The organism is Bradyrhizobium cajani, from assembly GCF_009759665.1.
Lineage (GTDB): Bacteria > Pseudomonadota > Alphaproteobacteria > Rhizobiales > Xanthobacteraceae > Bradyrhizobium > Bradyrhizobium cajani.
The window spans coordinates 22,471-35,113 of the sequence record NZ_WQNE01000023.1; the positions used below are offsets into that span (position 1 = coordinate 22,471).

The 12,643-nt window shown below is 65.8% G+C and carries 11 protein-coding genes; 4 read left to right on the plus strand and 7 right to left on the minus strand.

The genetic code is table 11. The features are described from left to right. Nucleotides 1–30: 30 nt before the first annotated feature. The 4 genes from GPL20_RS24870 to GPL20_RS24885 are packed head-to-tail and all read left to right on the plus strand — an operon-like array spanning nt 31 to nt 3,871. Nucleotides 31–978: an ABC transporter permease gene (locus tag GPL20_RS24870; protein WP_157332549.1), complete on the plus strand. Its 948-nt coding sequence runs from the start codon at nt 31–33 to the stop codon at nt 976–978. A gap of 9 nt (nt 979–987) precedes the next feature. Further along, entirely contained in the window at nt 988–1,881 is an 894-nt protein-coding gene (locus GPL20_RS24875) for an ABC transporter permease (protein WP_157332551.1), read from the plus strand. Beyond that, the gene (locus GPL20_RS24880) at nt 1,881–2,888 is read left to right on the plus strand and encodes an ABC transporter ATP-binding protein (protein ID WP_157332553.1); all 1,008 of its coding nucleotides are present in this window, start codon (nt 1,881–1,883) and stop codon (nt 2,886–2,888) included. Before GPL20_RS24875 ends, GPL20_RS24880 begins: the two co-directional genes overlap by 1 nt. Next, nucleotides 2,885–3,871 (plus strand): ABC transporter ATP-binding protein, encoded by a 987-nt coding sequence (locus GPL20_RS24885; protein ID WP_157332555.1) that lies wholly within the window; start codon nt 2,885–2,887, stop codon nt 3,869–3,871. Before GPL20_RS24880 ends, GPL20_RS24885 begins: the two co-directional genes overlap by 4 nt. Here GPL20_RS24885 and GPL20_RS24890 read toward each other — a convergent pair. From GPL20_RS24890 to GPL20_RS24920, 7 genes are all read right to left on the minus strand, one after another. Then, nucleotides 3,843–4,646, minus strand: a complete 804-nt coding sequence (locus GPL20_RS24890) for a hypothetical protein (RefSeq protein ID WP_157332557.1) — start codon at nt 4,644–4,646, stop codon at nt 3,843–3,845. The two genes, GPL20_RS24885 and GPL20_RS24890, sit on opposite strands and share 29 nt — an antisense overlap. A 285-nt stretch (nt 4,647–4,931) precedes the next feature. Next, a complete protein-coding gene (locus tag GPL20_RS24895; protein WP_157332559.1) occupies nt 4,932–6,908 on the minus strand; it encodes an acetyl-CoA carboxylase biotin carboxylase subunit in 1,977 nt (658 codons plus the stop codon). Continuing rightward, on the minus strand, nt 6,905–8,521 hold the full coding sequence (locus GPL20_RS24900) for an acyl-CoA carboxylase subunit beta (protein ID WP_157332739.1): 1,617 nt from the start codon (nt 8,519–8,521) through the stop codon (nt 6,905–6,907). The genes GPL20_RS24895 and GPL20_RS24900 overlap by 4 nt, the downstream gene beginning before the upstream one ends. Nucleotides 8,522–8,635: 114 nt before the next feature. Further along, nucleotides 8,636–9,502 (minus strand): beta-keto acid cleavage family enzyme, encoded by an 867-nt coding sequence (locus GPL20_RS24905; RefSeq protein WP_157332561.1) that lies wholly within the window; start codon nt 9,500–9,502, stop codon nt 8,636–8,638. Between the two features lie 197 nt (nt 9,503–9,699). Next, entirely contained in the window at nt 9,700–10,500 is an 801-nt protein-coding gene (locus GPL20_RS24910; RefSeq protein ID WP_157332563.1) for a helix-turn-helix domain-containing protein, read from the minus strand. A gap of 214 nt (nt 10,501–10,714) precedes the next feature. Then, a complete protein-coding gene (locus tag GPL20_RS24915) occupies nt 10,715–11,371 on the minus strand; it encodes a glutathione S-transferase family protein (protein ID WP_157332566.1) in 657 nt (218 codons plus the stop codon). Further along, nucleotides 11,371–12,534: an acyl-CoA dehydrogenase family protein gene (locus GPL20_RS24920; protein ID WP_157332568.1), complete on the minus strand. Its 1,164-nt coding sequence runs from the start codon at nt 12,532–12,534 to the stop codon at nt 11,371–11,373. Before GPL20_RS24920 ends, GPL20_RS24915 begins: the two co-directional genes overlap by 1 nt. Between the last annotated feature and the right edge of the window lie 109 nt (nt 12,535–12,643).

Below are 12,643 nucleotides of genomic sequence, written 5' to 3' on the forward strand. Positions count from 1 at the left end.
TGACGACTAGCGGCTCGCGGAGGGCGAAGGATGTTTGCCTATCTGGTGCGGCGCCTGTTCCTGATGCTCGTGACCCTGTTCGGGATCTCGATCGTCATCTTCTTCCTGCTGCGCATCGTCCCCGGCAACATCGTCGACATCCTGTTCGCCGCCGCCGGCTATGTCGATCCCGCCGACAAGGCCAATCTGGAGAAGGAGCTCGGCATCGACCGGCCGCTGATCGTGCAATATTGGCACTGGATCAGCGGCTTCCTGCGCGGCGACTTCGGCTACTCCTACGTCTCCGAGAAGCCCGCGCTTCAGGAGATCCTGCCGCGAATCCCGATCACGGCGCGGCTCGCCGGGCTCGCGCTGCTGTTCTCGGCCTCGATCGGCATTCCGCTCGGCGTCATCAGCGCGGTGAAGCAGGGTACACGGCTTGATTACGCCCTGCGCGTCGTCAGCCTCAGCGGCCTGTCGCTGCCCTCGTTCTGGCTCGGCCTTCTCATCCTCACGGCGTCGGTGGCGATGTTCGGCCAGATGCCGATCTTCAATCCGAATCCGCGGACCTGGCTCGAGGCCTTTGCCACCTACGCCGTGCCGGCCGCCGCGGTCGGCTTCCGCAGCGCCGCGCTGACCATGCGCATCACGCGCTCCTCGATGCTGGAGGTGCTGCGGCAGGATTACATCCGCACCGCCCGTGCCAAGGGCGCCTCCGATGCGGCCGTGAACTATCACCACGCGCTGAAGAACGCGATCCTGCCCGTCATCACCGTGATCGGCATCGAGGCCGCGTTCCTGATCGGCGGCCTGATCGTCACCGAGACCGTGTTCAACATCCCCGGCGTCGCGCGCTTCCTGGTCGAGGCGATCCGCTGGCGGGATTATCCGATCGTGCAGAACCTCGTGATGTTCATCGCGGTCGTGGTGGTGTTCGCGAATTTCACCGTCGACATGCTCTACGCGGTGTTCGATCCGCGGATCAGGTATACGGACTAGGAGACCAGTTTGGCCGCGATCGACTTCGACGTTGAACTCAGGCGCGCAGGCGCATATGCGACCGGCGGCTGGCGGCGCGTGCTGTACATGGCGCGGCGGCATGTGCTCGGCGCGGCCGGGCTCGTCATCATGACGTTGTTCGTGCTCACCGCGATCTTCGCCGACTTCATCGCGCGCTACGATCCGCTGACGGTCGACTCGGCACGCGCGCTGGCCCGCCCGAGCCTGGCGCACTGGATGGGCACGGATTCCTTCGGCCGCGACGTGTTCAGCCGCATCATCCACGGCGCCCGCATCTCGCTGGCGGTCGGGCTCGGCTCGACCGCGCTCGGCGGCACGATCGGCGTCATCGTCGGGCTGACCTCGGGCTATCTCTCCGGCTGGGTCGATCTCGTGTTCCAGCGCGTCTCTGACGTTCTCCAGGCTCTGCCCCTATTGGTGCTGGCCCTGGTGATGACCGCCGCACTCGGCCCGTCGCTTCCCAACGTGATCCTCGCCATCGCCATTCCGCTGATCCCGACGGTGGCGCGCGTGATCCGCGCCAACACGCTGGCGCTGCGCGAGCAGCCGTTCGTCGAGGCCGCCAAGTCGATCGGCATGAGCGAGATGCGGATCGCGCTCCGCCATGTGCTGCCGAACACGCTGGCGCCGCTGATCGTGCTGGCGACCGCCCAGCTTGGTTCGACGATCCTGACCGAGGCGTCGCTGTCCTTCCTCGGCCTCGGCATCCCCGAGCCCTATCCATCCTGGGGCCGCATGCTGTCGGAATCCGCCGCCGAATATGTCCGCACCGCGCCGTGGCTGGTGATCTTCCCGGGCATCGCCATCAGCCTCGCCGTGTTCGGCGCCAATCTGTTCGGCGACGCCCTGCGTGACATCCTCGATCCCCGGCAGCGCGGCTGATGACGAACAAATCCGATCTCGTGCTCGACGTGAAGAACCTGAAGACGGTGTTCTTCACCAATTCCGGCCTGTTCAAGGCCGTCGACGATGTCTCCTTTACCGTGAGGCGCGGCGAGACGCTGGCCATCGTCGGGGAATCCGGCTGCGGCAAGAGCGTCACCGCGCTGTCCCTGATGCGGCTGGTGCCCGATCCGCCCGGCCGCATCGTCGGCGGCTCCGTCACGCTCGAAGGCACCGACCTGCTGGCGCTGGATGAAGCGCAGATGCGCGCTGTCAGGGGCAACCGCATCTCCATGATCTTCCAGGAGCCGATGACCTCGCTCAATCCGGTGATGCGGATCGGCGACCAGATCGTCGAGGCGGTGCGGCTGCACCGGAACCTGTCGAACAAGGAGGCCCAGAACATCGCGGTCGAGATGCTGCGTCTGGTGCGCATCCCCGAGCCGGCGCGGCGTGCACGCGAGTATCCGCATCAGCTCTCCGGCGGCATGCGTCAGCGCGCGATGATCGCAATGGCGCTGGCCTGCCGGCCGGCGCTGCTGATCGCGGACGAGCCGACCACCGCGCTCGACGTCACCATCCAGGCGCAGATCCTGGCGCTGATCCTCGATCTCCAGAAGGAGCTCGGCACCGGCCTCGTGCTGATCACGCATGATCTCGGTGTCGTCGCGCAGACCGCGCAGCGCGTGATCGTGATGTATGCCGGCAGGAAGGTCGAGGAAGCCAGCGTCGAGGCGCTGTTCGCCGCGCCGAAGCACCCCTATACGCGCGGGCTGATGGCCTCGATCCCGGCCGTGCCGGCGTCCGGCGTCGCCGCGCCGGCACGGCTGAACGAAATTCCGGGCACCGTACCGTCGCTGGTGCGGCTGCCGAAGGGTTGCGCCTTCGCGCCGCGCTGCAAGCTCGCGATCAAGCGCTGCGAGGCAGAATATCCGCCGCTGGCGGACTGGGGCGGCGGCCATCTCGCGGCATGCTGGCGCGCAGAGGAAGTTGCGGAGGTGGCATGACCGAAGCGCTGCTCGAAGTCACCGACCTCAAGAAGCACTATCCGGTGCGCGCCGGCGTGTTGCGCCGGCAGGTCGGCACCGTGCATGCGGTGGACGGCGTCTCATTTGCGGTTGGTGTCGGCGAAACGCTGGGCCTGGTCGGCGAATCCGGCTGCGGCAAGTCGACGGTGGCGCGCAGCGTGCTGCGGCTGGTCGAGCCGACCTCAGGGCAAATCCGCCTCGAGGGCGAGGACATCACCCACCTCTCCAAGACCGCGCTGCGCCCGCACCGCCGTTCGATGCAGATCGTGTTCCAGGACCCGTTCGCCTCGCTCAATCCACGCATGACGGCGGGCGACATCGTCGGCGAGCCGCTCGCCGTGCATGGGCTCGCGGCCGGCAAGGAACTGGAGGCGCGCGTCGCAAGACTGTTCGAGCAGGTGGGACTGCGGCCGGACCAGATGGGCAGCTTCCCGCATCAGTTCTCCGGCGGACAGCGCCAGCGCATCTGCATCGCGCGTGCGCTGGCGCTGGAGCCGCGGCTGATCGTCTGCGACGAGCCGGTCTCCGCGCTCGACGTCTCGATCCAGGCCCAGGTGATCAACCTGCTGATCGACCTGCAGCGCCAGCACGGGTTCTCCTATCTGTTCATCGCGCACGACCTCGCCGTGGTCGCCCATATCAGCCACCGCGTCGCCGTGATGTATCTCGGCCGCATCGTCGAGATCGCCGACAAGGACGAACTGTTCCGTAATCCCCGCCATCCCTATACGCAGGCCCTGCTCGCCTCGGTGCCGATCGCCAACCCGCTCGCGAAGAAGCTCGCGCCGCTGGTCGACGGCGACGTGCCGAGCCCGGTCAATCCGCCCTCCGGCTGCGCGTTTCATACCCGCTGCCGGTTTGCGATGGATCGGTGCAAGACGGAGCGGCCGGCGCTGTTGGAGGCGGGTGACGGGCACCGAGTGGCGTGCTTGCTCAATGAGGGGACGGGGCGAAGCCAGTAGGCCGCAGCGCCCGGATCACCGGCCACGCCGCCAGCGCGGCAGCCAGATGCTTGAGCGTGTGCCCCGAGACGATGTGCCCGGTCGCTTCGAAGATGGTCGCGTCGCCGAGTTCGAAAAGCTTGGCCAGCACGTAGAAAGAGATCACGCCGCCCAGCGGCACGCCGAGCGCACCGGGCCGGGGCCGTGTCAACGCCAGCCCCACGGCAAGCGCCATGCCGCCGAACTGCACGACCACCCATGGCGTGAGGTTCTCGCGTGCCACCCAGGCCGCGAGCAGGCCCGCAACCATCATCAGCACCAGCACCGCCTCGCCTGCGCGCACGCTGATGCGCTCGCCGGTCGCAATGCCCAGAAAGCCCGCAAACGCCACCGCCATGCCGAGGCGATCGGCCACGAGTCGTTGCGGCACGTCGGGGTCCAGATGATAGAAGCCCGAGCCGAGGCAAGTGAGGATCAGGCCCACGAAAAACCAGCTTGCACCGACGGGCGCGTCAGTGCGGGCGCGCAGCCGCTCCGAGCCCCAGACGCCCATGGCGAGGAAGGCGAGATTGCTCAGCACGTCGCCAGCATTGGGCACGCCGAGCCAGGCGCGAGTGTCGACGAAATGCGGGATGTGCCAGCCGGCGGCCGGCAGCGCGGGCGCCAAAAGCGCCGCCAGTGCGAGGACGAAGAGCGCGCCGATCAGGCATTTTTCGCGGGCGGTAAGCAGGAGTCGGCTGGATGGCGAGGGGAGTATGGCATCGGTCGCTTGGGCGGAATCATTTGCGCTCAACATGCAGGCCTCCAAGTTGATTGAACAATGTTCAATATCTATAATCTGGAAATGAACAACGTTCAATAGAGATCGCACGCAGAACGTCGAGAGCTATAACCATATTGAAATCATTTAGATTTTCGGAGTTTGCGCCCTCCGGGGTGATGTCGCGCGGGCAAAGCGAAGCGTGCCCACCGTCCCGCATACAATTGCCGGACGTTGGTTGGCACAGCGCGTCGCGCCTTCACCCACCCGACGATACTGGATTGCTTCGTCGCTTCGCTCCTCGCAATGACGACGAGCGCGCTACTCCGCCCCGATCTCCACGACGATCCGTCCTGTCGTGACCTGCTCGCCCTCGGCGACGTCGATCGCGACGACGACGCCGTCGATGCCGGCCTTGTGGACGTGCTCCATCTTCATCGCCTCCAGCGTCAGCACCGGCTGGCCGGCGGTGACACGGTCGCCGGGGTTGACCAGCACGGCGACGACGCGGCCGTTCATGGCCGCGCGGACTTTTCCATCACCGCCGTTGCCTGCGGCGGCCTTCGGCGCGGCAAGCGTGAGATCGGTGACCGCGAACGGGATGCCGCGGTGCTGGAGGTAGAGGCGGTCGCCGTCGCGCAAGTATTTTGCGCCATCCATCACGCCGTCATGGCGGAAGCGGACTGCGTCCGCATCGAGCTGGTCGATCTCGAACTTTTCTCGCCGTCCGTCGCTGGTGACGATATAGCTGCCGTCACGCTCGCGCGTGACCTCAAGCTCGTGCGGGTGGCCGGCGATCTCGATCTTGACCGGCAGAGGGAACGTTGCGGACAAGCTTCGTCCGCTTCGCCATGATGGAGCGCGCGGGTTGGTGACGTAGAGCAACAGGCCGGCCAGCGCCGTGTCGAATGCTGCGTCCGGCCGCGACGCCAGCAACTCGTCGCGATGCGCCTCGATGAACGCCGTTGTCGCCTGGCCCTTGGCAAAGCCGGGATGGCGCAGGCAGGACATCAGGAAGGCCTGGTTGGTGGTGACGCCGAACGCCGTGAGATGCTCCAGGCCGACGATCAGCCGCCCCCTCGCCTCCTCGCGGCTCGCACCATGGCTGATCACCTTGGCGATCATGGAATCGTAGAACGGCGGGATCTCTGCACCCGATTGCAGCGCGTGCTCGACGCGAATGCCATCGGGCACCTGCCAGCGCGCCATGCGCCCGGACTGCGGCATGAAATCGTGTGCGGTATCTTCCGAGCACAGCCGCACCTCGATGGCATGGCCTTCGAAGCGGATGTCCTGCTGCTTCACGGTGAGCGGCTCGCCGCGCGCGACGCGCAGCTGCAATTCAACGAGATCGAGCCCGGTGATCGCCTCGGTCACGGGATGCTCGACCTGGAGGCGCGTGTTCATCTCCATGAAGTAGAACGCGCCACTCGCATCGAGCAGGAATTCCAGCGTGCCCGCGCCCTCGTAACGCAACGCCTTGACGGCGGCGACGGCAACCTCGCCCATCCTCGCGCGCAGCTCCGGCGTCACGGCGGGCGACGGCGCCTCCTCGATCAGCTTCTGGTGCCGCCGCTGCACCGAGCAGTCGCGCTCACCGAGATGGATGGCATTGCCATGGCTGTCGCCGAACACCTGGATCTCGATATGGCGCGGGCTCTGGATAGCCCTTTCGAGGATGACGGTGGGATCACCAAACGCGGCCTTGGCTTCCGACCGCGCGCTGCGCAGGGCATCGGGGAAAGATGCGGCGTCGGCGACAAGCCGCATGCCGCGCCCGCCACCGCCGGCGACAGCCTTGATCATCACGGGGAAGCCGATCTTTCGGGCTTCCGCGAGCATGACCTCGTCGCCCTGCTCGGCGCCCTGATAGCCGGGGACGACAGGCACGCCGGCCTTCTTCATGATCTCCTTGGCGCCGGCCTTGTTGCCCATCGCCTCGATCGCCTGCGGCGAGGGACCGATGAAGACGAGGCCGGCCTCCTTGCAGGCCCGCGCAAAATCCTCGTTCTCGGCGAGGAAGCCATAGCCGGGATGCACGGCGTCCGCGCCGCTCGCCTTGGCGGCGGCGATGATCGAGGGAATGTTGAGATAGGATTGCGCCGGCAAGGCTTCGCCGATGCGCACAGCCTGATCGGCCTGGCGTACGTGAAGCGCATCGCGATCCGCGTCCGAATAGACTGCGACGACACCGAGGCCGAGCCGCCGCGCGCTGCGCATCACGCGCAATGCGATCTCGCCCCGGTTGGCAATCAGGACCTTGAAGAACGGCCGGTGCTGCACTGATCCGTTCCTCATGGGCGGGCCACCGAGAACTGCATGCGCTGGGGCGCGCGCGCGTCGCCCTCGCGGCAGATCGCGAGCACCTCGGACAGGACCGCGCGAGTGTCGCGCGGATCGATCACGCCGTCGTCGAGCACGCGCGCACTGGTCGAGAACACATCCATCTGGCCGTCGAACACGCCGATGATCTGCGCCTTCATGGCATCGAGCTTGTCCTTCTCGACCGGCTTGCCGCGGCGCGCCGCGGCGGCCTCGGTCACGATCGCCATGGTTTCGGCGGCCTGCTCGCCGCCCATCACCGCCGTCTTGGCGTTGGGCCAGGAGAAGCAGAAGCGCGGGTGGAAGCCGCGCCCGCACATGCCGTAATTGCCGGCGCCGAAGGAGGCGCCGCAGTAGATGGTGATCTGCGGCACTGTCGCCGAGGTCACCGCCTGGATCATCTTGGAGCCGTGCTTGATCATGCCGGCTTCTTCATAGGCCTTGCCGACCATGTAGCCGGTGGTGTTGTTCAGATAGAGCAGCGGCGTGCGGGTCTGGCAGCAGGCCTGGATGAAATGGGTCGCCTTGTTGGCGCCGGCCGGATCGAGCGGCCCGTTATTCGTGATGATGCCGATGGCCTGGCCTTCGATGCGGGCATGGCCGCAGACGGTGGCGGGGCCGTAGTTCGGCGCCATCTCGGTGAAGTCCGAATCATCAATGATGCGCGCAATCACCTGCTTCATGTCCACGGGACGCTTGTGGTCCATCGGCATGATGCCGATCAGCTCGTCCTGATCGTAGCGCGGCGGCTTGAATTGCGGAGCGACCCTGCCCGGCCGCTCCCATTGCAGCGCCGCCATGATCTCGCGCGCGATGCGCAACGCGTCGCGGTCATCCTCGGCAAGATAATCGCCAAGGCCGGAAATCTGCGTGTGCATCTCGGCACCGCCGAGCTCTTCCTCGGTCGCGACCTCGCCGGTTGCGGCCTTCAGCAACGGCGGGCCGGCGAGGAAGGCGCGGGTGCGGCCGCGCACCATGACGATGTAGTCGGACAGACCGGTCTGATAGGCGCCGCCCGCGGTGGACGAGCCGTGGGTCACGGTGACGACCGGAAGACCCGCCGCGGAGAGCCGCGCGAGATTGCGAAAGATGTTGCCGCCGCGGACAAAATCCTCGACGCGGTAGCGCAGGAGATTGGCGCCGGCACTCTCGACCAGCTGGACGTAGGGCAGCTTGTTCTCAAGCGCGAGCTCCTGCACCCTCAGCGTCTTGTCGAGGCCGTAGGGCTGGAGCGCGCCGGCATCAATGCCGGCATCGTTGGCGCTGACCATGCAGCGGATACCCGAGACGAAGCCGATGCCGGCAATGACGCCGCCGCCGGGCACGCTCTTGGTCGCATCCGGCACGTCGAACATGTACCCGGCGAGCGTCGACAGCTCGATGAAGGGCGCGCCGGGATCGAGCACCAAGGCGACGCGCTCGCGCGGCAGCAACTGCCCGCGCTTGTGGAAGCGGTCTTTCGCGGCGGCGGACGCCGCCCGCGTGCGCTCTTCCAGCGCGCGCATGCGGTCGATCAGCGCAAGCATGCCGTCACGGTTGGCGTGGTAAGCGGCGCTGCCGGAGGAAATGGTGTTTTCGAGAATGGACATGACTCTATCCTGCTCGTCATTGCGAGGAGCGAAGCGACGAAGCAATCCAGGCTGTTTCCGCGGAGAGATTCTGGATTGCTTCGCTTCGCTCGCAATGACGGTTGAGGCGATACCTTACCTGTTCGTCCCAAAGATCTTCCGCGCCTCGGCGGGACTCGCGATCTCGCGGCCCGCGCGCCGCGCGCAGGCGGCGACGGCTTCGATCAGCTGTCCGTTCGACGTCACCTTCTTGCCGTCGGCGAGATAGAAGGTGTCTTCGAGCCCGGTGCGTAAGTGGCCGCCGAGCTCGGCGCAGCGCTGGTGCAGCGGCCAGATCTCCTCGCGGCCGATCGCGGTGACCTGAAAGTGCGCCTCGGGACGCTTCAGCTTGATCAGGATCGGCAGCAGCTCCGGGTCCGACGGCATGCCGGAGGCGACGCCCATGACAAAATTGTATTCGAGCGGGCCCTTGTACATGCCGACCTGGTGGTACATGCCGACGCAGCGCACGATGCCGACGTCGAAGCACTCGAACTCGGGGATGGTGCCGACGGCGTTCATGACGTCGAGATAGTCTTTCACCTTCTCGACCGCGTTGTCGAACATCATCGGCGGCCAGGCCCAGGTGTTGTCGGCCTTGACCTTCAGATAATTCAGCGAGCCGGCGTTGCATGCCGCGATCTCGGGCTTCGTCTCACGAATACAGTCGAGCGCGCCAGAGTAGTTCGGCCCCGACACGCCCGAGGTGTGGTTGATGATGACGCCGGGGCAGGCCTCGCGGATCGCCTGCTGGATCTCCTTGCTGACGCTGACGTCCCAGGACGGCAGGTGTCCCTTGTTCGGCGCCTGCTGGCGCAGATGGATGTGCATGATGGAGGCGCCGGCATCGAACGCAGCCCTGGCCTCGCGCGCCATCTCTTCCGGCGTGACCGGTACGTTGTGCTGCCTGGGATCGGTAAGCACGCCGTTCAGCGCGCAGGTGATGACGGCCTTGTCGCTCATGCCTCGGATGTCTCGCACGTTGAGAATTCAACGCTTGCGATCATGTGACGCGCGACATGCGGCTTCTTGCGCGGAGAAGCTAGCGGAAAACTACGAATCGTAGGGTGGGTTAGCCGAAGGCGTAACCCACCAAAGTCTATCCCCGCGGATCCGGAAGTGGTGGATTACGCCTTCGGCTAATCCACCCTACGACGTGATCAACTCGCCTCCGCAAGCCTCACCGTCTCGGTGCTGCGATAGATCGCAAGGTCGCGCGAGCCGACGAAGATCGCGCGCGGCTTCAAACCGTAGAAGCGGCGGATCGAGTGGCTGAAATGCGTCGAATCGGGATAACCGATGTCCTGCGCGAGATGGGCGAGGTTGAGGTCCTGGTTGGCGAAATGCAGCAGGTGCCGCGCACGCTTCCAGGCGCGGAAGGAGCGGAACGAGATGCCGGTCTCCTCCTTGAACAGATGCAGGAAGCGCGAGGCCGAGAGGCCGGCTTCGGCCGCGCAGGTATCCGCCGTCACCGGCTCGCCGGAAAAGCGCTCGATGCGCGCGACCGCGCGTGTCACACGGGGGTCGAGCACGCGGCGTGGCAGCGCCTCGCCGAAACACATCTCGTCGAATTCGGCGGTGGTGATGTCGCCATAGCGGCGCTGGCGCAGCAGCGCGTAAGCCGCGAGAATCTTGCGGGCGTAGACGGCCTTGTCCGGTCCGGTCAGCCGCTCGGCCAAGGCCTCCAGCACGCCGTCCGGCATGCTCTCGGGTTCGAGCGTCACGCTGATTGCAGTGCGATAGTCGCTGGCGATCGAATGGCGCTGGTTCGGCAGGGTGACGAACAGCTCGCCGGAGGCAAAGACATCGTCGATTGTCAGGTGCAAATTGCCCTTCACCGCCACATAGACGTGACAGCAACCGGGCGTCCGCTTGCGGGGGCGGCCGAGCAGGCCGGCATAGAATACCCGCTCCGGCGTGATCAGCATCAGATGGTCGGATTCGCGACCCTTGTCTTCCATTGGCGGTCCTCCTCGCGCGGCTCTCTGGCCGCTGCGAACGGACGTCACCTTAGCGGAAATCTGGGCGCTGTCACGACGCGATAGCGCTGTCATGGAAACACGGTCAGTCGTTCCGGGGCGGTCCGCAGGACCGAACCCGGAACCTCGAAATTCTGAAGCGCGCAACTGCGCACCGTAGTCGACGCTTCGCATCGCCCCGGAATGACAGCTTCGCTTACGCCCTCACGCGCGGCGCGACATTCTGCTCGACTCCTGCCTTCTGCTCCGCAGCAACGGCACGCTTGAAACCGTCCCGCTGCTGAAGTCGCGCCCAATAGGCTGCGACATTTGGCCCGAAATCCTTGGCGAGCCCGATATTGTCGGCGAGCCGGAGCGCATAGCCGATGACAATGTCAGCGGCCGTGAAGCGGCCGGCGCACAAGGTTTCGGCATTCGCGGTCGCTGCCTCCACGGCGCGCAGCCGCCCCAGGAACCATTTTGCATAGTCGGTGGCGACCTGCGGATTGCGGCGCTCCTCCGGCTCGAGCTGGGTGTAGCGGAGCACCAGCGTCTGCGGGAAGGTTAATGTGGCGTCGCTGAAATACATCCAGTTCAGGAACGCGCCATAGGCGGGGTCTTCCGGCCCGACCATCAGCGGCGTCGGGCCGTATGTGATGCCGAGATAGTGGCAGATGCCGGAGGACTCGGTCATCCGCGTCTCGCCATCGATCAGGAACGGGATGGTGCCGAGCGGATTGATGCCGAGATAATCCTTGGCAAAGACCCGCGGCGGGAACGGCAGCATCTTCAACTCATACGGCAGCCCCATCTCCTCCAGCATCCAGAGCGGGCGGAACGAGCGCGCGGCGTCGCAGTGATAGAGCGTGATCATCAGGCGTTCCCCTTACTTCCCGGCAGCGTGCCCATCATCTTGCACAGGACCATCAGCATGACCTCGTCGGCGCCGCCGCCGATCGAGGTCAGGCGGCTGTCGCGATAGGCGCGGCTGACCGGCGTCTCGTTGGTAAAGCCCATTCCGCCCCAGAATTGCAAGCAGGCGTCGGTGAGCTCGCGGCCGAGCCGACCGGCCTTCAGCTTGGCCATGGTCGCAAGCCTGGTCACATCCTCGCCGGCCACGAGCTGCTCGGCGGCGCGATAGATCAGCGCGCGCAGCAGCTCGACCTCGGTCTGCATCTCCGCGAGCTTGAAGTGCACGACCTGATTGTCGAGGATCGACCTCCCGAACGCCTTGCGATTGCGGGTGTATTCGATGGTTTGGTCGATGATGTATTCGTGCGCCTTCAGGCAGGCCGCCGCGCCCCAGAGCCGCTCCTCCTGAAACTGGATCATCTGGTAGGTGAAGCCCTGGCCCTCCTCGCCGATCCGGTTGCGCTTGGGCACCCGGACATTGTCGAAGAAGATCTGCGCGGTGTCGGATGAGCGCATGCCCATCTTGTCGAGTTTTCGCGCGACGGTGACGCCCTTGCTCTTCATGGGGACACAGATCAGCGACTTGTTGCGGTGAACAGGCCCGTCGCCCGTATTGGCCAGCAGGCAGATCCAGTCGGCCTGGGTGCCGTTGGTGATCCACATCTTGCCGCCATTGATGACGTAGTCGTCGCCGTCCGAGCGCGCATTGGTCTTGATCGAGGCGACGTCCGAGCCCGCGCCGGGCTCGGAGACGCCGATGCATGCGACATAGTCGCCGGAGATCGAGGGCGCCAGGAATTCGCGCCGCACCTCGTCCGAGCCGAACCGCGCCAGCGCCGGCGTCGCCATGTCGGTCTGCACCCCGATCGCCATCGGCACGCCGCCGCAGGTGATGGCGCCCAGCTCCTCCGCCATCATCAGCGCATAGGAGTAATCGAGGCCTGAGCCGCCGAACTCGACGGGCTTGTTCAGCCCGAGGAAGCCGAGGCTGCCCATCTTCTTGAACAGCGCATGCGCCGGGAAGATGTCGGCCTTCTCCCATTCATCGACATGAGGGTTGATCTCGTTCGCGATGAATTTTTGCAAGGAACGGCGGATATCGTCGTGGTCGGCGGTGAACAGCATTGTCTCTCAGCCTCGTCATTCCGGGACGCGCCTCTTGGCGCGGGCCCGGAATCCATAACCACCATCGTGAGTATGGATTCCGGGCTCGCTCCGCTTCGCTCGCGCCCCG